Here is a 20,279-nt window from a genome sequence, read left to right on the forward strand (position 1 = left end):
GGCTTGCCCTTGCTCTCTACCGAGAAAAACGAAAGACCTCTCCGGTGAGCTTGTCTCCCGGTCGGCCAGTCTGTGTCGTGCTTGATATTTAGCACAAATAGCGCGCCTTGCATGCATTGCAAGGCGCGACACTGTGTCAATTATTCGTTGCCGGCGGATTTGTGGCCGGCACATCTTCCGCAGGCGCCTGCGTGGTCGTCGGTTCCTGTGGCTTTCCGAGGATGCGGGCGCGGATCTGCGGCTCGATATCGTCAGGCAGAACCGCCTCCAGCTTGCCGACCAGCCCGTCGAGGAAAGGCTTGGACTTCGCCTGCGTCACCCATTCCGGCTGCGTCTTCACATCCACCAGCCAGTTCCAGAAGGCGACCGCGACGACCAAAAGCAGAATGCCGCGCGCCGCGCCGAACAGGAAACCGAGCGTGCGATCCAGCGCGCCGATGCGGCTGTCGATGATGAAATCGGCAATGCGCGAGGTGATGAAGGAAATCACGATCAGCGAGACAAGGAAAACTACGCCAGCCGAGCCGGCAATGGCGATCTTGTCGTCATCGGTATAGTTGCGCGCATAGGGCAGCAGGACCGGATAAAGATAATAGGCGGCGGCGACCGAACCGGCCCAGCTCGCGATCGACAGAATCTCACGGGAAAAACCGCGTACCATCGCAAGAATGGCGGAGAAAAGAACAACGGCGATGACGATGCCGTCGAAAATTGTAATGGGCATATACCAACTCCGGAGGTGCGACGCCTTGTCAGACGCTGCCTTGCCAATTTTGCGATCCTCTTACACCACTGTTTCCCTTGGCGAAAGGATCAATATTCGTCGTCCTCAACCTGTTTGAACCGGTTGCCGGAGCCGGCGATGCGGGCCACGAGGTCCGGAAGGCTTTCGATTTCCGTCCAGCGCCCTTTGCCGCCTTTCGGCAATTCAGCCGAAGCAGAAGGCAGAAGTGCGGCGGAAAAGCCGAGTTTTTCAGCTTCTTTCAATCGCTGGCCCGTATGCGAGACAGGCCGCACCGCGCCCGACAGGCTGATTTCGCCGAAATAGACGCAATCGGCGGGCAGGGCAAGACCGGCAAGCGAGGAAACCAGCGCAGAGGCAATCGCCATATCGGCGGCCGGTTCGGAAATGCGGTAACCGCCGGCGACATTCAGATAGACGTCGTGCTGGCCGAGCTTCACGCCGCAATGGGCCTCCAGCACGGCAAGGATCATGGCAAGCCGCGAACTGTCCCAGCCGACCACGGCGCGGCGCGGCGTGCCGAGCGAGGTGGCGGCGACCAGCGCCTGCACTTCGACCAGGATAGGGCGTGTGCCCTCCATGCCGGCGAAGACGGCGGCGCCCGGCGATTTTTCGTTGCGCTCGCCGAGGAACAGTTCGGAAGGGTTGGAAACCTCGCGCAACCCCTTGTCCGACATTTCGAACACGCCGATCTCATCCGTCGGCCCGAAGCGGTTCTTGACGGTGCGCAGGATGCGGTAGTGGTGGCCGCGGTCGCCTTCGAAATAAAGCACGGCATCGACCATATGTTCGACCACGCGTGGACCGGCAATCTGGCCTTCCTTGGTGACATGGCCGACAAGCACCATGGTCGCGCCCGTCTGCTTGGCAAACCGGATCATCGCCTGCACGCCGGTGCGCACCTGCGTCACCGTGCCGGGGGCGGAATCAGCCGTGTCGCTCCAGAGCGTCTGGATGGAATCGATGATGATGAGATCGGGACGTTTGCCCTCGGAAACCGTCGCCAGAATATCCTCGACATTGGTTTCGGCGGCCAGCAGCACATCGGTCTCGGCCGCACCCAGACGCTGGGCGCGCAGGCGCACCTGCGCTACAGCTTCTTCGCCCGAGACATAGACGATGCGATGCCCGCGCCGCGAAAGGGCCGCTGCCGCCTGCATGAGCAGGGTCGATTTGCCGATGCCGGGATCGCCGCCGATCAACACCGCCGAACCGCGCACGAAACCGCCACCGGTCGCCCGGTCGAGTTCGCTGATGCCGGTCGGGATACGCGGCGCCTCCTCGATTTCACCTGATAGCGAGGTGAGGGTGACGGGGCGGCCCTTCTTCGGCGTCTTGCCCGGCCCGGAACCGATGCCGCCCATCGGATCTTCCTCGACGATGGTGTTCCATTCGCCGCAGCCTTCGCATTTTCCCGCCCAGCGGGTGTGAACCGTGCCGCAGTTCTGGCACACGAATTGGGTCTTGGCTTTGGCCATGTGATGTCAATTTTCTTCTTCTACGTCTTCAGCGCCAATGTGTTGATGGCCATGGACGATGCGTAATGTGCGCAGCTCGTTTTCTTTTACACGAAAATAGATGCAGCGATTTTTATGATTGACGGCGCGAAGGCCGCTACTGATCCAGTCACGGGAACCCCTGTGAGACCTAGCCGCGCCGTGTCCCGGATTTTCCGTTCGATGGCCGATACGAGCTGTTCGCCGGCGGCCGGATTTCTATCCTCCAGATATTTATAGATGTAGATAAGATCACGAATGGCGCGCGATGACAGCGAATAGGCGCGGGCCTTTGTCACTTTTCGTTTCTGGCGCGTTCGATGATGCAGGCGGTCAGATCATCATCCGTCGAAAAGGTCACGTAATCACCCCGTTCGAACTCTGCGTCAGCTTCGTGAATCATCTTCCGGAGCTCCGCGAGTCTTCCCTCGCCACTGCTCAGCAATTGCGGGCTCGCATGAATGACAGCATCCGCATCGCTATAGATGCCCGCCGCCACCTGCTCTTCGATGAACTTCTCGTCCTGCTCGCTCAAATGGATTTCGGGCATTTCGATCTCCTTTTGTTCTCTTGTAGCACAGGTCACTTCCGCTTTCCAAGAGCCAAGGTGCGGCCTAGTCGTCGGCCATCAGATATTGCCGCTCATAACGCAGGCCAAGCCCCGTCAGCATTTCGTAACCGATGGTGCCGGCCGCCCGTGCGGTCTCATCAACAGGCACATTGGGGCCGAAAAGCTCGATATAGTCGCCGGCACGGATGGCATTGGCCGGAGCATCCGTCACGTCGAAAATCGTGAGGTCCATGGTCACCCGGCCGGCAACGGGGACCTTGTGCCCGTTGACCACACCATAGGCGCCGCCATGGCCCATTTCGCGCAGCGGAATGCCGGAGCCGGAAAGCGAACGCTGGTATCCATCCGCATAACCGACAGATGCGATGGCAAGGCGGCTTGCCCGTTTCAGCAGGAAGGTGCCGCCATAACTCACGGTCTGGCCTTCGCCCGCTTCACGGATCTGGATGATCCGCGCTTCAGCCGTGGCGACGGGACGCATCGGGTTTGCCATGTCATTGACCGCTTCGCCGCCATAAAGGGCGATGCCGGGGCGGGTGAGGTCGAAATGATAGTCGGGGCCGAGAAATATCCCGGCGGAAGCCGAGAGACTTGATTCGATGCCTTCGAAAGCAGCGCTAACCTTCCGGAATGATTCGAGCTGGACCCTGTTCATCGGCGAGGAGGGCGTGTCGGCGCAGGCGAGGTGCGACAGCACCAGAACCGGGTCGAAACTCGCCGGCCGCGTCACGTCGTCGGCCAGAAACAAGGCGTCGTCGAGCGGCAGCCCCAGACGGTTGAAGCCGGTATCCACATGCAGCGCGCAGGGGTGGTCACCACGCTCGGCAACCGTCGCCATCCAGAAGGAAAGCTGCTCCTCGGAGGCCAGAACCGGTACCAGGTCATTGTCGAAAACCTGGCGTTCCTGGCCTTGCCATATGCCTGATAGCACGAAGATACGCGCTTCCGGGGCATAGGAACGCAGGGTCGCACCCTCGGCCACAGTCGCCACGAAGAAATCACGCGCGCCGGCATGGTAAAGCGTCGCGCCGCAATCCTCGATGCCGAGACCATAGGCATCGGCCTTGACGACAGCCGCCGTCCGCGCCCTGCCGGAACGCTTTTTCATGTCCCGCCAATTATCGGCGAGAGCGCCGAGATCGACGGTCAGCCTCAGCGGTGCGTGCTCGAAAGCATCGGTTTCGTTTTCGGGGAAGCTATCTTCGAAGTCGTCTGTCATGCCATGCGTCCGGTTGATCTTGAACCGGTTGGGACCCTAGCACTTTTGTTCAAGACGGTAAGGACGGAATGCTCTAAACTTCGCTCATGCACAATGTTTCGCAGGAACAGGCCCTTGATTTCATGCCCGTTGCCACGACGGAAACCACGCGTTTCTGGCGTGACCGGCGTTTTGGCGGCATGGAGTGCCTGAGCGCGACTTTTCTCACCCACGAATATTCGCCGCACGCGCATGACACGTTTTCCATAGGCGCGATTGAAAGCGGCTCGCAGATTTCCACCATTCAGGGCACCACCGAACAGACGGGGCCGGGGCATCTTTATCTCATCAATCCGGATGAGATTCACGATGGCGCACCGGGCGGCGGCGGTTATCGCTACCGGATGATCTATCCCGATACGGAACTGCTGCGCGACATCATCGAGGATGTCACGGGCAGGGTTTTCCACGGCACACCATCCTTCCCCAGATTTCTGCCGCGCGATCCGCAGATGGCGGCCGCCTTTCAGATGGCGCACCGGCGGCTGGAGGGGAAATCCGGTGCTCTTGAGGCGGATGAGGGCATGTTCTCGGTTCTGGCGGCCTTGTTCGGCAAGCACGGCAGCGCCATCATTCTGCCGGTCGAAACCCGAGAGAAAACGGCGGTTTACACTGCCCGCGATTATCTTTCTGACAATTACGAGACCGATATCAGCCTTGAGGAACTTGCCTCCATCGCCGGTCTCAGCCGCGCCCACCTCATCCGCGCTTTCAGGAAAGAGTTTCACATCACCCCGCATGCCTATCTGACGGATGTGCGCATCCGCAGGGCGCGCCGCCTTTTGCGCGCCGGTGAGATGCCGGCCGAGGTTGCGGCTTTGTGCGGTTTTGCCGATCAGGCGCATTTCACTCGGCATTTCAAGGCCCGCACCGGCGTCACGCCGGGGCAGTTCCGGGTCGCCTGAGTTTAAAGCATTTCCAGGAAAGTGGCCCCCGGTTTTCCGTTCGGAAATGCGACAAAACAAAAAGCGGAGTTTCAGCAGAAAACCGCATAACATCACTTTCGTTCAAGACCGCAGGATGTCGCAAGCGTAATCCCTCTCTTTCGAAAGGGAGAATGCGATGTCCATATCGGGAAGAAGCGGCGAGTTTGACGCGGGACTGAGGGCGGCTGCCCCATTGCTGGTCGCCATGGTGCCGATCGGCGTGGTGTTCGGTGCGGTCGCCATCGGCAAGGGCCTGTCGCCGCTCGAAGCGTCGCTGATGTCGCTGCTGGTCTTTGCCGGCGGTTCGCAATTCGTTGCGATGGATTTATGGACCCATCCGGCAAGCTGGAGCGCACTTGGTTTTGCGGCGCTGCTGGTCAATCTGCGCCATGTGCTGATGAGCGCTTCCATCGCCGGTAAGCTGGATGATTTCAGGGGCTGGCGGAAATATGCGGCCATGCTGGTGCTGACGGATGAATCCTGGGCGCTGTCGGAGTTCCGCGTCATTGCCGGTCGATTGACGGCAGCCTTCTTCACCGGGGCCGCCCTGTCGATCTATCTCGTCTGGAACCTTGCCACGCTCGCCGGTGCGCTGCTGGGTTCGGTTGTGGGAGACATGTCGGTCATCGGTCTGGATTTCGCCTTTCCGGCCGTTTTCATCGTGCTGCTCATGGGCTTCTGGAAAGGTAGGGAAACCGGCTTCGTGCTTGTGGCAAGTGCCTCCGCGGCCTGTCTCACCCATGCGCTTGTTCCCGGCGCCTGGTATATCGCCGCCGGCGCCCTGGCTGGACTTGCCGTTGCCGCCTTCGGCCACGAGGAACCGGCGGAGCAGCCGGCATGACGCTCGATCCGAATACGCTGCTGACAATCCTTGCCATGATGGCGGCAACCGTCGCCACGCGTCTTGGCGGCCTGCTGCTGGTCAGTCATTTTACCCTGACACCGCGTCTGAAAAAGGCGCTCGGCGTGGTCCCTCCCGCCGTCCTGATGGCCGTGGTCACCCCGACGGCGCTTGCGAGCGGTCTGGCGGAAACCATCGCCTGCGCAATAACCGCCGTCGCGGCGCTGCGCCTCAGCCTCCTGCCGGCCGCCGCGCTTGGTGTTGCGGCCGTGGCGCTGCTGCGCGGAATCGGATTGTGAGAAAATTCCACCAAGGCTCTGAAAAGACTCGGGCCTTGTTTCCGGAACGTGGGATATAGCCGAGACGGTAAACATACCCTCTCGGCTATTATGTCCGGATCAATGCTCTTCGTACTGGCTGAAGCTCGGATCGGCGAGATCGGTAAATCGCGTGAACTCGGACTGGAAGGCGAGCTTCACCGTGCCGGTCGGTCCGTGACGCTGCTTGGCGATGATGACGTCGGCCGTGCCTTTCACCTTGTCGAACAGGGCTTCCCATTCAGTATATTTGGGATCGGAAATATCGCGCGGCTCCATGTTCTTGACGTAATATTCCTCGCGGAACACGAACAGCACCACGTCGGCGTCCTGCTCGATGGAGCCGGATTCACGAAGGTCGGAGAGCTGCGGGCGCTTGTCTTCGCGGCTTTCCACCGCACGGGAGAGCTGTGACAGCGCGATGATCGGAACGTTGAGTTCCTTGCCCAGCGCCTTGAGGCCTGTGGTGATCTGGGTGATTTCCTGCACGCGGTTTTCGCCGCTCTTGCCGGAGCCGGTCATCAGCTGAACGTAGTCCACCACCAGAACATCAAGGCCGCGCTGGCGCTTCAGGCGGCGGGCGCGGGCGGAAAGCTGGGCAATCGAGATACCACCGGTCTGGTCGATATAAAGCGGCACTTTCTGCATCATCTGGGAGCAGGCGACGAGCTTTTCGAAGTCGGCCTCGGTAATGTCACCGCGACGGATTTTCGAGGAGGACACTTCGGTCTGCTCGGAAATGATACGCGTCGCCAGCTGTTCGGACGACATTTCGAGCGAGTAGAAGCCGACGACGCCACCGTTCTTGGCCTTGTACGACCCGTCCGGCTGCACTTCCTGCTCGTAAGATGCGGCGATGTTATAGGCGATGTTTGTCGCAAGCGAGGTCTTGCCCATACCCGGACGACCGGCAAGCACGATAAGGTCGGAACGCTGCAGGCCGCCCATGCGGGCATCGAGCGAGTGAATGCCGGTGGAGATGCCCGAGAGGTTACCGTCGCGCTCGAAGGCCGCGCCCGCCATGTCGATTGCCAGCGCCACGGCATCGTTGAACGACTGGAAGCCACCGTCGTAACGGCCGGTTTCCGCCAGTTCGAACAGGCGGCGTTCGGTATCTTCGATCTGCGCCTGCGGCGGCATGTCGAGCGGCGCGTCATAGGCGATGTTGACGACATCCTCGCCGATTTGAATCAGCGCACGGCGCAGCGCCAGATCATAGATCGCCCGGCCGTAATCTTCCGCGTTGATGATCGATACGGCTTCCGCTGCCAGACGTGCGAGATACTGCGCCACCGTCAGATCGCCGATCTTGTCGTCGGCGGGTAGGAAGGTCTTGATCGTCACCGGATTGGCGGTCTTGCCCATACGGATGATATCGCCCGCCACCTCGAAGATCTTGCGGTGCAGCGGCTCGTAAAGATGCACCGGCTTCAGGAAGTCCGACACGCGGTAATAGGCGTCGTTATTGACGAGGATGGCGCCGAGCAGCGCCTGTTCGGCCTCGATATTGTTCGGCGCTTCACGGTAATGCGGTTCCGCCGGTTGCGCGGGGGTGATCTTTCTCACAGCGTCGTTCATGGTTTGCGCGATCTCCCTTTGCCTTTGTCCTTAAACCTCGGGTTTGGCTTTCTGGGGCATGGCAGTCAATGATATTGTTGCAACACTCTATGGCAGGCTGACGTCCGCTCTACGAAGCTTGATCACATCTTCAGTTGTCCCCAGCAATCCACAGGCGGGTGGGGGACAAGGCGCCGGGTTCTTCCGGCAAGGTGATTCGCTGCCATGAGTTTATCGCATGGCAGACCCGTCGTGAAAGAAACTTGAAAATCGTCAGTCTTACGAATAAATAGGCAGAAAATAAGTAGTGTGCTAATTATAAGGCTTGCTGACATGTCTCGCGAGACCGACAAGGAACAGCTTCTCGATGAAGTCTCCGCTTTCACCCGGAAACTGCGCGCGTTTTTCGACGCGCGGGTGGGGGAGAGCGGGCTGACGCTTGCGCGGGCGCGAGCGCTTTTTGCGCTCTCGCGGCGTGGACCGCTGACGCAGACCGAGCTTGCCGAGGAAATGGAAATCGAGACGCCGACGCTGGTGCGGGTGCTTGATGGCATGGAGAAGCAGAACCTCATCGAGCGCCGCTCCGATGAAACCGACCGCCGCGCCAAACGCATCCACATGACGGTGGAGGGCGAAAAAACCTCCGAGACGGTGCAGGCAATGGCAAAGTCGCTGCGCTCCGAGATTGCCGCCGACATTTCCTCGCAGGAACTGGCGACGGCGCTTGATGTCATGCGCCGGCTTTCGGCCAATCTGCAAAATCTCGCGGCCGGGAGGGTGCAATCGTGAGCACACTCGTACCGCAAACCGCTGACAAGGCCGCTTCTCAGGATGCCGAAGCGACCGCCAAACCAGCCGACCTTCCGGAAGAGGCAGCGACGCCGATGAGTGCTTCGGGCACGGGCGAAGCCGTGCCGGAACCTGCCGCTGCCGCCGCGCCGCAGCCGGTTGAGCGGCCGCTCTGGTTGCGGCTGTGCTTCATTTTTGCGGGCCTCTCCTTCTTCATCACGCAAGGCCTGGGCATGAACCTCGTCATGGCCAATATCTACCAGCTGCAGGGCGAGTTTTCCGCCACGGTGGCTGAGGTCGCGTGGCTTTCCGCGGCCTATATGGCGCCTTACGCCACGTTTTCCATCGCGCTGTTCAAGGTCCGGGCGCAATATGGCCTGCGGCCCTTCGCCGAAGTCTCGATTATCGTGTTTGTCGTGGCCTCCTGTCTCAACCTCTTCGTGACCGACCTGCATTCGGCAATCGTCATCCGTTTTGTCAGCGGCATGGCCGCCGCGCCGATCTCGTCGCTCGGCTTTCTCTATATTCTGGAAGCCTTTCCGCCTGCGCGGAAATTCTCGCTTGGTTTCAGCATAGCGCTGACGGGCACGTTGCTGTCAGCGCCGCTCGCCCGCATCGTCTCGCCATCCCTGTTGGAAATCGACGGATGGAACGCGCTCTATTCCATGGAAGTGGGATTCGCGCTGATCGCTTTCGCCATGATCTATGTGCTGAAGGTCACCCCGCCGCCGCGCGCGAAAGTCATCGAGCGCATGGATATTCTGAGCTATCTCTTGTTTGCAGGCGGTCTCGGCTGTCTGGCGGTCATGCTCACCCTCGGCCGGTTCTACTGGTGGTTCGAAACATGGTGGCTGGGCGTCCTTCTGGCGACGTCGATCGCACTTCTGACGCTGATGGCCTTCATCGAATTGCCGCGCAAGAACCCGCTGCTCGACCTGCGCTGGATTTTCTCGAAAACCAACCTGCACATTATTGCGGTCCTGCTTGTCTACCGTGCGGTTTCCTCTGAGCAATCCTCAACGGCGGTCAGCTTTTACCAGCAGCTCGGCCTGCTGAACGACCAGACGACGACACTTTATGCGCTTGTGCTTTTGGCGACCGTTCTCGGCGGTGCGGCCTGCGCCTGGCTGATGCTGACGAAATACGTCGATACCGCCCATGTGATTGCGCTGGCGCTGATCGCCGCCGGTTCATTCATGGATAGCCAGTCCAACAATCTGACGCGGCCGGGTGAGATGTATCTCAGCCAGATGATGATCGCCTTTGGCGCGGCCATGTTCCTGCCACCCGTCATGGCCAAGGGTTTCGCCGCCGCGCTGGCCCGGGGTGCACCCTATCTGGTGAACTTCATCACCATCTTCCTGTTCACGCAGATCACGGGTTCGATGCTGATGACGGGCCTGCTTGGCAGTTTCGTAACGCTGCGGGAGAAGTTCCACTCCAATATTCTGGTGGAAAATATCCTGCTTACCAATCCCATGGTCGCCCAGCGTGTCTCACAGCTTTCCGGCGCTTACAGCCATGTCATCACCGATCCGGCATTGCTGAAGGCAGAGGGGCTATCACTGCTTGGCCAGCAGGTCAGCAGGGAAGCCTATGTGCTTGCTTATAATGACACGTTCCTGCTGATTTCAGTCGTTTCCGCGCTGGCGTTGGCCGCGCTTTTGATCCACCTTGCATGGCTGCGCATCCGTCCTTCCCTTTTCCGGGAAGACATCGATGCCGCACCGGCACCACAGTCTTGAACATTCCAAGAGTGACAAAATGCTGAAGAAGTTTTTTACCCCCGTTTCCATTCTCGTGCTGCTCGGCGGTCTCGCCGGCGTGGCGCTGGTGCTTTACGCCTGGCGGCTGCCGCCGTTCCTTTCCACCGTCGAAATGACCGACAACGCCTTCGTACGGGGTTATGTCACGACGATGAGCCCGCAGGTGAGCGGTTATGTCGTGGACGTGCCGGTGAAGGATTATCAGGAAGTCAGCCAGGGCGCGCTGCTCGCGAAGATCGATGACCGTATCTACCGCCAGAAGCAGGCGCAGGCGGAAGCAACGCTCGATACCCACAAGGCCGCACTCGACAATTCCCGACAGCAGGAAAATGCCGCCAACGCCAATATCCGCTCGAGTGAAGCGGCGGTCGACAGTGCCGAGGCGTCGCTGAAACAGGCGCAGCTCGCCTCCGACCGGCAGGATAATCTCATCAAGAGTGGCGCCGGCACCTCCAGCCTGCAAGAAGAAGCCCATGCCGGGCTTGAAAAGGCGAGGGCGTCGCTCTCCCAGGCCAAGGCGGCGCTTGAGGTTTCCCGGCAGGATCTGCAGACCATCATCGTCAACCGCAGCTCGCTGCAGGCGGCCGTCGCCAATGCCGAAGCCGCCGTCGAGCTCGCCCGGATCGATCTTGCCAATACCGAAATCCACGCTCCCGTGGATGGCAGGCTCGGCGAGGTCGGCGTGCGCACTGGTCAATATGTCACCGCCGGAACACAATTGATGGCCGTCGTGCCGCACGATGTCTGGGTCATCGCCAATTTCAAGGAAACCCAGCTCGCCGGCATGCAGGTGGGCCAGCCGGTGACGATCTCCGTGGATGCGTTGCATCGACGCAAGCTGACCGGCCATGTGGAACGGTTTTCGCCCGCGACGGGTTCGGAATTCGCCGTCATCAAGCCTGACAATGCGACGGGTAATTTCGTGAAGATCGCCCAGCGCCTCGGCGTACGGATCGCGATCGATGCGGATCAGCCGCTTGCGGCGGAGCTTTCGCCGGGCATGTCGGTGGTGGTGCATGTGGATAAGAGCAAGGCGCCTGAGGGCGCGGAGACGGCGGCGAAGTAGTTGGGCGTAGAGGCTGCGGATAGCGGGCACCCCCCTCTCTCCTGCCGGACATCTCCCGCTCAAGGGGGGAGATCAGCAAGAAGCTCTGCCGTTGCTTCATTCTCAAACGTTGAGATGGCCGTGACCTCGCCGCGGGTCGATCTCCCCCCTTGAGGGGGAGATGCCCGGCAGGGCAGAGGGGGGTATCTCTCCACACATTCCATGCAAACAAAAAACCCCGGATGTCGCCATCCGGGGTTTTCCTTTGACCTTTAAGCCAAATCTTATTCGTCGTCGCCGTCGCGATCAGCTTCGGGATCGAAGAAGTCTTCCGGACGCAGTGCATCTTCGTCAACGCCGTAGATGGCGTCAGCGGAGGTGAGGCTTTCGCCCTTGGCCTGACGCTCTGCTTCTTCAGCCGAACGGGCAACGTTCAGCTCAACCTGCAGCTCGACTTCGGCATGCAGGTGCAGGGTGACGTTGTGCAGGCCGATGGTCTTGATCGGCGTGTTCAGTTCAACCTGGTTGCGGCCGATGTTGAAGCCTTCGGCAGCCAGGATTTCAACGACGTCACGAGCAGCGACAGAGCCGTAGAGCTGGCCGGTTTCGCCAGCCGAACGGACGACGATGAAGGACTTGCCTTCGAGTGCTTCGGCAACCTTCTGGGCTTCCGACTTGCGCTCGAGGTTACGGGCTTCGAGCGTTGCGCGCTCGGTTTCGAAACGTGCCTTGTTGGTGGCGTTGGCGCGCAGCGCCTTGCCCTGCGGCAGCAGGAAGTTACGGGCGTAGCCGTCGCGGACCTTTACGGTTTCGCCCATCTGGCCGAGCTTATTGATGCGTTCGAGAAGAATGACGTCCATCTTCTTGATCCTTTCTATGGTTTGGTTTCGTTCGAATTGTCGGTTTTCCGCGCCGGTGTAAGAGAGATCGTGCTGCGCACGTCGCTCAGGCCGAACACGAGAATGATGAACAGCGGAAAGACAAAGACCGCCGAAAGATATGCGAGAATGAGAACCGGCAACCGCCAGTCCTTGCCGCGGGCGCGCTTGTGCAACGAGGCGTAACCCGCCATCAGGAAGCCCGCGCCGAAGGTGCCGCAGATGACTGCGCCGACCATGGCCGCGACGCCGCCGAGGAAGATGGCGACGATGCCGGCGAGGAAGATGAAGATGGCGTTGCGGTGCATGCGCAGCGCCGAAGCGATGTCCTCGCGCGGGCGCAGACCCTTGCCGAAGGTGCCGACCACTCGCGTCGCGAAATAATAGGCGGCAAACAGCAGGATGACCCAGAGACCGCCCTGAACGATCGGCAGCAGAAGTACAAACAGGGACTTCGTCCGCGCCAGTGCCTCGACATCGGGTTCGAACAACGGTTCGCGGTTCTGAACCGAGGTCATAATCATGTCGATCATACGCGTGACGAGATCGGGACCGTAACCGATCATCCAGCCGAGAATGACGACGGCGACGGAAACCAGAATGCACAGATGCAGGACGATGCCGGAAAGCGGATACCAGGCAAGCAGATCATCCGGACCGCCGAGTTCGGAGGCCGGACGCGCCAGATTGGCGAGATGCGAAAGCCAGCCCGCCGGGATCAGCGTGAAGATTGCGATGGTCAGCGCAAAAAGCGGCGACATGACCAGCGCGCCGATGATGGCCGTGGTGATGATCGCGATAATGGCGGCGCGGTTGCCCCAGCCCATGCCGGCGATGAAGATCGGCATGGCGGAACCGGCATAAAGCAGGAAGGACAGAGACGACTGTGCCGTTGCGCCAAGCGTCAGAAACGCGGCGCATATGCCGGCGAGAACGCCGGAGATCAGCACTGTCTGGTTCAACTTCTGCACTTCGCTGTCCTGCTGAAACTTAAGCAGTTAGAGGATCGCTCCTGAGAGCCTCATCCCCAACATGGGTTTTTCAGAGTATCGATCCGCGCCCAACGCGGAAGGATTATAATTTTCGACCCGCTGATCAAGAGTCAGCTGCTCGAGAAAAGCGAGGCCGCGATAAACCGCAGCCTCGCTTTAATTCATTACGCTACAACGTAGGGCAGCAGGCCGAGGAAGCGGGCGCGCTTGATCGCCTGGGCGAGTTCGCGCTGCTTCTTCTGGGAAACGGCCGTGATGCGGGACGGAACGATCTTGCCGCGCTCGGAAATGTAGCGCTGCAGGAGACGTACGTCCTTGTAGTCGATCTTCGGAGCGTTGGCGCCGGAGAAGGGGCACGTCTTGCGACGGCGGTGGAACGGGCGGCGTGCCTGGGAAGAGGATGCGTCAGCCATTGGTCAAAACTCCTTCTTATGCACGGTCTTCGCGCGGACGGCGCGGACGGTCTTCACGGTCGCCGAAGCCACCTTCGCGCGGTGCGCGGGGACCACGATCTTCACGCGGGCCACGGTCCGGACGGTCGCCGTCACGGCGCGGACGGTCGTCGCGATCACGCTTCTGCATCATCGCGGACGGGCCTTCTTCGTGGGCTTCGACGGCGATGGTCATGTAGCGAAGAACGTCTTCGTTGATGCGCATCTGGCGCTCGACTTCATGGATGGCGGCCGCCGGAGCGTCGATGTCCATGAGAGCGTAGTGAGCCTTGCGGTTCTTCTTGATGCGGTAGGTGAGGGACTTCAGACCCCAGTTCTCGATGCGTCCGACTTTGCCGCCGAACGATTCGATAACGCCCTTGTACTGCTCGACAAGTGCGTCGACCTGCTGGGCAGAAATATCCTGCCGGGCAAGGAAGATGTGTTCGTAAAGAGCCATTTAAGCTTTGCCTTTCTTGCGTTTCGTCCTTCACCCGGCAACGGCGCTAAGCCTCAACGACTGCTCTTGGGTAGGCGGTAAAGCCTTAAAGCAAGAAAAGCGTTGTTCGAGACGGTCGAGAGCGGAGACACGGGAGGCCGGAAAAACCTTATGGTTCCTGCTGTTCCGTTACCGGAACCAGCCCTCCGTTCAGCCACCAGCCAATTGGACCGGGTGTTGTGAACAGCGCGCTTATACGGATTTTTCCGCAGAAAACAACCCCGCACCGCAAAATCAGGCTATTCCTCTGGCTTTCTTCCATTTTCGCAGCCGTCCGCGGGCGTTAACGTAGGGCGAGGACGTGTTGAACTGGATCATACGGCCAAGCGACCATTTGCCGTACCAGCCGGGGGCGTAAAGCTGATGCGGATCATATGTGTTGATGGCGTCGATGATCCGTCTTTTCACACTGTCCAGTCGCTCCTGCCGTTCGGCGAAAGACAGGGAGACGTAGTCGCCATAGAATTTCTGCGCCAAGGCTCCCAGCGCATTCCACTTATAGCCTGTTTCGGGAAAATCCGGTTCACGACCTTCGGCACGAAGCGATATCCACTTCAGCACCAGCTCTCCCCAGCCAATCAGATAGGCGACGAGGTCGTTGACGCTCATCAGCGTACCGGCTGCATGGCCGTCCATGTCCCTCGTCCCGGCAAGGTCCACCGGGACTGTTTCCAATTCGCGCATCAGCTTTTCAAAACTGCTTTCGATTGCAGTTCGCAGTTCCGTTGCGCTTTCGGGGACGGCCATGGCAACCAGCTACCTTAGATCGCCATCGGATATTGCCGATGGATCGCAGCAATACCCGTCAGCACCTCTTCCGACAGCGTCACATCCGCCGCCGCGATATCCACCTTCAACTGCTCCATCGTCGTTGCGCCGATGATGGCCGAGGCCATGAAGGGGCGTGTCAGGCAGAAGGCGATTGCGAGTTGGGCCGGATCGATCCCATGCCCGGCGGCAAGCTTTAGATAGGCCTTGACCGGCGCTTCCTGCAGCGGCTGCAACCGGCCGCCGAGATCCTTGTTGATGGAGGCGCGTGATCCCGCCGGGCGCGCGCCGTTCTGGTATTTGCCGGTCAGCAGACCCGCCGCAAGCGGCGAATAGGCGAGCAGGCCGACATCTTCGTGATGGGCGACTTCCGCCATGTCGAGATCGAAGCTGCGGTACAGCAGGTTATATTCGTTCTGAATGGTGGCGACGCGCGGCAGGCCGTTCGCTTCCGCGATATCGATATATTTCTGCGTGCCCCAGGCGCTTTCGTTGGAGAGGCCAATGGCGCGGATCTTGCCGGCCTTCACCAGTTCTCCGAGCGTCTCCAGCTTTTCGGTGATTTCGGCAAGCGTGCGCTGCTTGTCCTGACCGGAGGCGTCGAAGCCCCAAGCGCCGCGGAAATGATAGGTGCCGCGATTCGGCCAGTGAACCTGGTAGAGGTCGATGTAGTCGGTCTTCAGCCGCTTGAGGCTGGTATCCACCGCCTCGCGGATGGCGGCGGCGTCGATATCGCGGCCGCCGCGAATATAATCTCGCCCGGAGCCGGCGACCTTGGTGGCGAGCAAGACCTGATCGCGCCTGCCGGTCTTTTCGAACCAGCTGCCGATATACTCCTCTGTCCGGCCCTGTGTTTCGGCGGAAACCGGGGTGGTGGGATAAAGCTCGGCCGTATCGAAGAAATTGACGCCGTTTTCGATGGCGTAGTCCATCTGCTGATGGGCTTCTGCTTCGGTGTTCTGCGTGCCCCACGTCATGGTGCCGAGGCAGATTTCGGACACGGAGATGCCCGTGCGTCCCAGTAGATTCTGTTTCATGGAGAGGTCCCGGTGCTTTGACGAGTTTTGGAAGGTGGGGTGAAAGTAATGGGGATTTGCCGCAGTGCAAGAAAAAATATGATGAAAAGAAAGGGGAAAACAGGTCGGCAAAATCCCTGACAAAGGCCTGCCATAGGGCTTCAAGCCTTGACTTCGCTAGCGGGAATGTGAATGGAAGTCCGAAAGAATAAAGGCAAGGCCAGACAAGAAGGACGACATCCCATGGGTATTGCATTCACATTTCCCGGTCAGGGAAGCCAGGCCGTCGGCATGGGCAAGGAGCTGGCGGATACCTATCCGGAAGCGCGCGCCGTGTTTCAGGAGGTCGACGAGGCGCTCGACCAGAAGCTTTCCGATATCATGTGGAACGGCCCGGAAGAGACGCTGACGCTGACGGCCAATGCCCAGCCGGCGCTGATGGCCGTGTCCATGGCGGTCATGCGGGTTCTCGAAGCGCGCGGCTTCAAACTGTCCGATACGGTTTCTTATGTAGCCGGCCATTCGCTCGGCGAATATTCGGCGCTCTGTGCCGCCGGCACCTTCTCGGTTGCCGATACCGCCCGTCTTCTGCGTATCCGCGGCAATGCCATGCAGGCCGCCGTGCCGGTCGGCGAGGGCGCGATGGCTGCGATCATCGGGCTGGAGCATGATGCGGTGTCCGCAATCTGCGAGGAAGCCGGCATCCTCGGTGTCTGCCAAATCGCTAATGACAATGGCGGTGGCCAGCTGGTTATTTCCGGCGGCAAGGCTGCCGTTGAAAAGGCGGCGGCAATCGCTTCCGAAAAGGGCGCCAAGCGCGCCATCATGCTGCCGGTCTCGGCACCCTTCCACTCCGCACTGATGGCGCCGGCGGCGGAAGCCATGCGCGAGGCGCTGGCCAAGGTCGAAAAACACAACCCGGTCGTGCCCGTTGTCGCCAATGTGCGCGCCACACCCGTTTCCGATGCCAATGAGATCGCCGCTTTGCTGGTCGAGCAGGTAACGGGCCAGGTGCGCTGGCGCGAGACGGTTGAGTGGTTCGCCGCCAACAATGTCACGCAGCTGTATGAGATCGGTTCCGGCAAGGTGCTGACGGGCCTTGCCCGCCGCATCGACAAGACGGTGAACGGCGTTGCCGTCAACGGCGCTGCCGATATCGACCAGCTTCTCGCCACTCTTATCGGCTGAGACGGGCTTCGCCCCGTAACGGCCTTTTGTTTTACGATAATTCCCGATGCAATTCCGTTAAAAGGCTTTGCGGAGTTGCTCTAAAGAAGGAACGGAACATGTTAGATCTGACAGGCCGCAAGGCTCTCGTAACCGGCGCGACCGGCGGCATCGGCGAAGAAATCGCCCGCCTTCTCCACAGCCAGGGCGCAACCGTCGGCCTGCACGGCACCCGCGTTGAAAAGCTTGAAGCGCTGGCCGCGGAACTTGGCGACCGCGTCAAGATTTTCCCGGCCAACCTTGCCGACCGCGCCGAGGTAAAGGCGCTCGGCGAAAAGGCCGAAGCCGAACTGGAGGGCGTGGATATCCTCGTCAACAATGCCGGCATCACCAAGGACGGCCTCTTCGTGCGCATGAGCGACGAGGACTGGGATAACGTAATCGAAGTGAACCTGACGGCGATGTTCCGCCTGACGCGCGAGCTGACACATCCGATGATGCGCCGCCGTTTCGGCCGCATCATCAACATCACCTCCATCGTCGGTGTCACCGGCAATCCTGGCCAGGCCAACTACTGCGCCTCCAAGGCCGGCATGATCGGTTTTTCGAAGTCGCTGGCGCAGGAAATCGCCACCCGCAACGTCACCGTCAACTGCGTGGCGCCCGGTTTCATCGAAAGCGCGATGACCGGCAAGCTGAACGACAAGCAGAAAGACGCCATTATGGGCGCCATTCCGATGAAGCGCATGGGAACCGGTGCGGAAGTCGCATCGGCCGTTCTTTACCTGGCTTCCAATGAGGCAGGTTACATGACCGGCCAGACCCTGCACGTCAATGGCGGCATGGCGATGATCTGACGGCGCCTGAGGCCGTCATGAAAAGGATTGCGGCGCTGTTTAAGCACCTTCTTGGGTAGCTGGCGCCGCAAGGCCCCGCCGACTGGTTTTCGGCGAAATAGCCTGTCATACGCTGTGCTTAGCGCGTTTTCAGGCTTTTCGACCGATTGAAACCATGTTAAGCGGGCCAAGACTGTGAACAGTCGTCCCGGAGAGACAGGAAGCCGTTGCGATTTTGCGTGACGATGTCTAGCTTGGACCGGGTTGAACGGGTTTGCCAGCAGTGCCGGATTTGAACGGCGCATGAGGGCTTCTAACAGGGCAGGGTGCCGTAAGGCATTCCCTTCAAAATAAAGGTCGAGGAAACCGACATGAGCGATATCGCAGAACGCGTAAAGAAAATTGTAATTGATCATCTTGGCGTTGACGCCGACAAGGTTGTTGAAGGCGCTAGCTTCATTGACGATCTGGGCGCTGATTCGCTCGATACCGTTGAACTGGTCATGGCTTTCGAAGAAGAATTCGGCGTCGAAATTCCCGACGACGCAGCTGACTCGATCCTGACTGTCGGCGACGCCGTAAAGTTCATCGAGAAGGCCCAGGCCTGATCGACCTTCATGGGGGAGGTGCAATATCCTCCCGTCCTTGGCCCGGCTCGTCCGGGCCAATGTTTTATAGGCAGACGGTACATGCCCCAGGCGGCGCGTGTTCCGGGTGATGCATGAGGTCACGGGCCGGAAACGGCGCCCGCAGCCATTATGCTGACATTTGAAATACTGCAACATCGAATGAACATCCCTGATGTCCGGCGTTGCATGAAGACCGATGATTTGGATAAGGGCGGAGCGTTGGCGATGAGGCGTGTCGTTATCACCGGTACCGGCATGGTATCTCCTCTTGGATGTGGGACGGAAGTGACCTGGGAACGGCTTTTGGCCGGCCATAACGGCGCCCGTCTCGTGACTGAATTCGAAGTCGAAGACCTTCCGGCAAAGATCGCCTGCCGTATTCCCGTAGGCGATGGTTCCAACGGCACCTTCAATGCCGATGACTGGATGGAACCCAAGGAACAGCGCAAGATCGATCCTTTCATCCTGTACGGCATGGCTGCCGCCGACATGGCGCTTGCCGACGCGGACTGGCACCCGGAAACGGACGAGGACCAGATCGCCACCGGCGTTATGATCGGCTCCGGCATCGGCGGCCTGGAAGGTATTGTCGAGGCGGGCTATACCCTGCGCGACAAGGGCCCGCGGCGCATTTCTCCCTTCTTCATTCCCGGCCGTCTGATCAATCTCGTATCCGGCCAGGTTTCCATCCGCCACAAGCTGCGCGGACCGAACCATGCGGTGGTGACGGCCTGCTCGACCGGTGCGCACGCCATTGGCGATGCCGCCCGTCTGATCGCACTCGGCGATGCCGACGTCATGGTCGCCGGTGGCGCTGAATCGCCGGTCTGCCGCATCGCGCTTGCCGGCTTCGCCGCCTGCAAGGCGCTTTCAACCCAGCATAATGACGATCCGCAGAAGGCCTCGCGCCCCTATGACCGTGACCGCGACGGTTTCGTCATGGGTGAAGGTGCGGGCATCGTCGTTCTGGAAGAGCTGGAACACGCCAAGGCGCGCGGCGCGAAGATTTATGCCGAAGTCGTCGGTTACGGCCTTTCCGGTGATGCCTATCACATCACCGCTCCGTCCGAGGATGGTGAAGGCGCCTATCGCTGCATGTCGATGGCGCTGAAGCGCGCCGGCCTGACGCCTGATGATATCGATTACATCAACGCCCATGGTACTTCCACCATGGCGGATACGATCGAGCTCGGCGCGGTCGAACGGCTCGTCGGCGAATCGGCCGCGAAGATTTCGATGTCTTCCACCAAGTCGGCCACCGGCCATCTTCTTGGTGCGGCGGGCGCTATCGAGGCAATCTTCGCCACGCTTGCGATCCGCGACAACATCGTTCCGCCGACGCTGAACCTCGACAATCCCGATGTCGAGACGAAGATCGACCTGGTGCCGCACAAGGCGCGCAAGCGGCAGGTCAACGTGGCGCTTTCGAACTCCTTCGGTTTCGGCGGTACCAACGCCTCCCTCGTGCTGCGTCGTTACGAAGCATAATCCCCGGCGGCGGCTCTGCCGCCGCGCTGGCGCCCTCCCACCGGGTGCTGACGAAGGCCGTTCTTTCCTTTGAAGAACGCATTGAGGCTTGCGAAAGTCATTCCGGTTTTCGCGCCGATATTGTAGTCGTTTATGAAGCGTTTGCCGGTTCGGGGTGATTTCCGGCCGCAGGCTGCTTCCTCCATCGGCTTTGTCCGAAACGATGTTCGTGAAGCGGAAAGATATGCTTCACGATATCTCCATGTGGTGCAGGAAGGCATTCCGAAC

22 protein-coding genes are annotated in these 20,279 nt (G+C 60.1%); 10 read left to right on the forward strand and 12 right to left on the reverse strand.

Annotated features, from left to right (window positions below):
- Positions 1–136: 136 nt before the first annotated feature.
- The 4 genes from MRBLRC7O_RS03645 to alr form a co-directional block, all read right to left on the reverse strand.
- Positions 137–724 carry a CvpA family protein gene (locus tag MRBLRC7O_RS03645; protein WP_003502039.1) on the reverse strand — a complete coding sequence of 196 codons (588 nt, stop codon included), beginning with the start codon at positions 722–724 and terminating at the stop codon, positions 137–139.
- 89 nt (positions 725–813) lie between these two features.
- Positions 814–2,220, reverse strand: a complete 1,407-nt coding sequence (gene radA / locus MRBLRC7O_RS03650; protein WP_003502040.1) for a DNA repair protein RadA — start codon at positions 2,218–2,220, stop codon at positions 814–816.
- 313 nt (positions 2,221–2,533) lie between these two features.
- A complete protein-coding gene (locus MRBLRC7O_RS03655; RefSeq protein ID WP_080866049.1) occupies positions 2,534–2,788 on the reverse strand; it encodes a type II toxin-antitoxin system ParD family antitoxin in 255 nt (84 codons plus the stop codon).
- 64 nt (positions 2,789–2,852) lie between these two features.
- Positions 2,853–4,028, reverse strand: a complete 1,176-nt coding sequence (gene alr, locus MRBLRC7O_RS03660; RefSeq protein ID WP_080866050.1) for an alanine racemase — start codon at positions 4,026–4,028, stop codon at positions 2,853–2,855.
- An 86-nt stretch (positions 4,029–4,114) separates the two neighbouring features.
- Between alr and MRBLRC7O_RS03665 the strand changes: the two genes are divergently transcribed.
- The 3 genes from MRBLRC7O_RS03665 to MRBLRC7O_RS03675 all read left to right on the forward strand — a co-directional run bounded on the left by MRBLRC7O_RS03665 (position 4,115) and on the right by MRBLRC7O_RS03675 (position 6,133).
- Positions 4,115–4,972, forward strand: a complete 858-nt coding sequence (locus tag MRBLRC7O_RS03665) for an AraC family transcriptional regulator (RefSeq protein WP_162686139.1) — start codon at positions 4,115–4,117, stop codon at positions 4,970–4,972.
- A 157-nt stretch (positions 4,973–5,129) separates the two neighbouring features.
- Positions 5,130–5,834: an AzlC family ABC transporter permease gene (locus tag MRBLRC7O_RS03670; protein WP_080866051.1), complete on the forward strand. Its 705-nt coding sequence runs from the start codon at positions 5,130–5,132 to the stop codon at positions 5,832–5,834.
- On the forward strand, positions 5,831–6,133 hold the full coding sequence (locus MRBLRC7O_RS03675; RefSeq protein ID WP_003502051.1) for an AzlD family protein: 303 nt from the start codon (positions 5,831–5,833) through the stop codon (positions 6,131–6,133). The genes MRBLRC7O_RS03670 and MRBLRC7O_RS03675 overlap by 4 nt, the downstream gene beginning before the upstream one ends.
- A gap of 99 nt (positions 6,134–6,232) precedes the next feature.
- Here MRBLRC7O_RS03675 and MRBLRC7O_RS03680 read toward each other — a convergent pair whose 3' ends face one another.
- On the reverse strand, positions 6,233–7,729 hold the full coding sequence (locus MRBLRC7O_RS03680; RefSeq protein WP_003502052.1) for a replicative DNA helicase: 1,497 nt from the start codon (positions 7,727–7,729) through the stop codon (positions 6,233–6,235).
- Positions 7,730–8,041: 312 nt separating this feature from the next.
- Between MRBLRC7O_RS03680 and MRBLRC7O_RS03685 the strand changes: the two genes are divergently transcribed.
- The 3 genes from MRBLRC7O_RS03685 to MRBLRC7O_RS03695 are packed head-to-tail and all read left to right on the forward strand — an operon-like array spanning position 8,042 to position 11,329.
- Positions 8,042–8,497 (forward strand): MarR family winged helix-turn-helix transcriptional regulator, encoded by a 456-nt coding sequence (locus tag MRBLRC7O_RS03685; protein ID WP_003502054.1) that lies wholly within the window; start codon positions 8,042–8,044, stop codon positions 8,495–8,497.
- Entirely contained in the window at positions 8,494–10,242 is a 1,749-nt protein-coding gene (locus MRBLRC7O_RS03690) for an MFS transporter (protein ID WP_162690766.1), read from the forward strand. Before MRBLRC7O_RS03685 ends, MRBLRC7O_RS03690 begins: the two co-directional genes overlap by 4 nt.
- A gap of 19 nt (positions 10,243–10,261) precedes the next feature.
- Positions 10,262–11,329: an HlyD family secretion protein gene (locus MRBLRC7O_RS03695; protein WP_031234094.1), complete on the forward strand. Its 1,068-nt coding sequence runs from the start codon at positions 10,262–10,264 to the stop codon at positions 11,327–11,329.
- Positions 11,330–11,592: 263 nt separating this feature from the next.
- Here the strand turns inward: MRBLRC7O_RS03695 and rplI are convergent, their stop codons facing one another.
- The 6 genes from rplI to MRBLRC7O_RS03725 all read right to left on the reverse strand — a co-directional run bounded on the left by rplI (position 11,593) and on the right by MRBLRC7O_RS03725 (position 15,913).
- Entirely contained in the window at positions 11,593–12,168 is a 576-nt protein-coding gene (gene rplI, locus MRBLRC7O_RS03700) for a 50S ribosomal protein L9 (protein ID WP_003502059.1), read from the reverse strand.
- A gap of 14 nt (positions 12,169–12,182) precedes the next feature.
- Complete coding sequence (locus MRBLRC7O_RS03705; protein WP_003502061.1) at positions 12,183–13,157, reverse strand: hypothetical protein; 975 nt, start codon at positions 13,155–13,157, stop codon at positions 12,183–12,185.
- A gap of 185 nt (positions 13,158–13,342) precedes the next feature.
- Positions 13,343–13,591 (reverse strand): 30S ribosomal protein S18, encoded by a 249-nt coding sequence (gene rpsR / locus MRBLRC7O_RS03710; protein WP_003502063.1) that lies wholly within the window; start codon positions 13,589–13,591, stop codon positions 13,343–13,345.
- 16 nt (positions 13,592–13,607) lie between these two features.
- Complete coding sequence (rpsF, locus tag MRBLRC7O_RS03715) at positions 13,608–14,069, reverse strand: 30S ribosomal protein S6 (RefSeq protein WP_003520723.1); 462 nt, start codon at positions 14,067–14,069, stop codon at positions 13,608–13,610.
- A gap of 273 nt (positions 14,070–14,342) precedes the next feature.
- Positions 14,343–14,855, reverse strand: coding sequence for a ClbS/DfsB family four-helix bundle protein (locus MRBLRC7O_RS03720; protein ID WP_003502066.1), 513 nt, complete (start codon positions 14,853–14,855; stop codon positions 14,343–14,345).
- 14 nt (positions 14,856–14,869) lie between these two features.
- Positions 14,870–15,913: an aldo/keto reductase gene (locus MRBLRC7O_RS03725; protein WP_367727299.1), complete on the reverse strand. Its 1,044-nt coding sequence runs from the start codon at positions 15,911–15,913 to the stop codon at positions 14,870–14,872.
- 222 nt (positions 15,914–16,135) lie between these two features.
- Here MRBLRC7O_RS03725 and fabD point away from each other — a divergent pair, with 222 nt between their 5' ends.
- From fabD to fabF, 4 genes are all read left to right on the forward strand, one after another.
- Entirely contained in the window at positions 16,136–17,080 is a 945-nt protein-coding gene (fabD, locus tag MRBLRC7O_RS03730; protein ID WP_003502070.1) for an ACP S-malonyltransferase, read from the forward strand.
- Between the two features lie 98 nt (positions 17,081–17,178).
- A complete protein-coding gene (fabG, locus tag MRBLRC7O_RS03735; RefSeq protein WP_003502072.1) occupies positions 17,179–17,916 on the forward strand; it encodes a 3-oxoacyl-[acyl-carrier-protein] reductase in 738 nt (245 codons plus the stop codon).
- Between the two features lie 350 nt (positions 17,917–18,266).
- On the forward strand, positions 18,267–18,503 hold the full coding sequence (locus MRBLRC7O_RS03740) for an acyl carrier protein (RefSeq protein ID WP_003502080.1): 237 nt from the start codon (positions 18,267–18,269) through the stop codon (positions 18,501–18,503).
- 246 nt (positions 18,504–18,749) lie between these two features.
- Positions 18,750–20,012 (forward strand): beta-ketoacyl-ACP synthase II, encoded by a 1,263-nt coding sequence (gene fabF, locus MRBLRC7O_RS03745; protein ID WP_003502082.1) that lies wholly within the window; start codon positions 18,750–18,752, stop codon positions 20,010–20,012.
- Here fabF and MRBLRC7O_RS03750 read toward each other — a convergent pair.
- On the reverse strand, positions 20,000–20,197 hold the full coding sequence (locus MRBLRC7O_RS03750) for a hypothetical protein (RefSeq protein WP_162266776.1): 198 nt from the start codon (positions 20,195–20,197) through the stop codon (positions 20,000–20,002). The genes fabF and MRBLRC7O_RS03750 overlap by 13 nt on opposite strands.
- Positions 20,198–20,279 lie beyond the last annotated feature (82 nt).

Origin of the sequence: Agrobacterium radiobacter, assembly GCF_040801995.1 — a bacterium.
In the GTDB taxonomy this organism is placed as follows: domain Bacteria; phylum Pseudomonadota; class Alphaproteobacteria; order Rhizobiales; family Rhizobiaceae; genus Agrobacterium; species Agrobacterium radiobacter.

Coding starts and splice junctions, on each gene's coding strand:
- MRBLRC7O_RS03655 (WP_080866049.1), bottom strand. CDS start 2,788: ATGCCCGAAATCCATTTGAGCGAGCAGGACGAGAAGTTCATCGAAGAG.
- MRBLRC7O_RS03750 (WP_162266776.1), bottom strand. CDS start 20,197: ATGGAGGAAGCAGCCTGCGGCCGGAAATCACCCCGAACCGGCAAACGC.
- MRBLRC7O_RS03740 (WP_003502080.1), top strand. CDS start 18,267: ATGAGCGATATCGCAGAACGCGTAAAGAAAATTGTAATTGATCATCTT.
- MRBLRC7O_RS03675 (WP_003502051.1), top strand. CDS start 5,831: ATGACGCTCGATCCGAATACGCTGCTGACAATCCTTGCCATGATGGCG.
- alr (WP_080866050.1), bottom strand. CDS start 4,028: ATGACAGACGACTTCGAAGATAGCTTCCCCGAAAACGAAACCGATGCT.
- MRBLRC7O_RS03680 (WP_003502052.1), bottom strand. CDS start 7,729: ATGAACGACGCTGTGAGAAAGATCACCCCCGCGCAACCGGCGGAACCG.
- MRBLRC7O_RS03725 (WP_367727299.1), bottom strand. CDS start 15,913: ATGAAACAGAATCTACTGGGACGCACGGGCATCTCCGTGTCCGAAATC.
- fabF (WP_003502082.1), top strand. CDS start 18,750: ATGAGGCGTGTCGTTATCACCGGTACCGGCATGGTATCTCCTCTTGGA.
- MRBLRC7O_RS03695 (WP_031234094.1), top strand. CDS start 10,262: ATGCTGAAGAAGTTTTTTACCCCCGTTTCCATTCTCGTGCTGCTCGGC.
- MRBLRC7O_RS03670 (WP_080866051.1), top strand. CDS start 5,130: ATGTCCATATCGGGAAGAAGCGGCGAGTTTGACGCGGGACTGAGGGCG.
- fabD (WP_003502070.1), top strand. CDS start 16,136: ATGGGTATTGCATTCACATTTCCCGGTCAGGGAAGCCAGGCCGTCGGC.
- radA (WP_003502040.1), bottom strand. CDS start 2,220: ATGGCCAAAGCCAAGACCCAATTCGTGTGCCAGAACTGCGGCACGGTT.
- MRBLRC7O_RS03645 (WP_003502039.1), bottom strand. CDS start 724: ATGCCCATTACAATTTTCGACGGCATCGTCATCGCCGTTGTTCTTTTC.
- rplI (WP_003502059.1), bottom strand. CDS start 12,168: ATGGACGTCATTCTTCTCGAACGCATCAATAAGCTCGGCCAGATGGGC.
- rpsR (WP_003502063.1), bottom strand. CDS start 13,591: ATGGCTGACGCATCCTCTTCCCAGGCACGCCGCCCGTTCCACCGCCGT.
- MRBLRC7O_RS03665 (WP_162686139.1), top strand. CDS start 4,115: ATGCACAATGTTTCGCAGGAACAGGCCCTTGATTTCATGCCCGTTGCC.
- MRBLRC7O_RS03720 (WP_003502066.1), bottom strand. CDS start 14,855: ATGGCCGTCCCCGAAAGCGCAACGGAACTGCGAACTGCAATCGAAAGC.
- MRBLRC7O_RS03685 (WP_003502054.1), top strand. CDS start 8,042: ATGTCTCGCGAGACCGACAAGGAACAGCTTCTCGATGAAGTCTCCGCT.
- rpsF (WP_003520723.1), bottom strand. CDS start 14,069: ATGGCTCTTTACGAACACATCTTCCTTGCCCGGCAGGATATTTCTGCC.
- fabG (WP_003502072.1), top strand. CDS start 17,179: ATGTTAGATCTGACAGGCCGCAAGGCTCTCGTAACCGGCGCGACCGGC.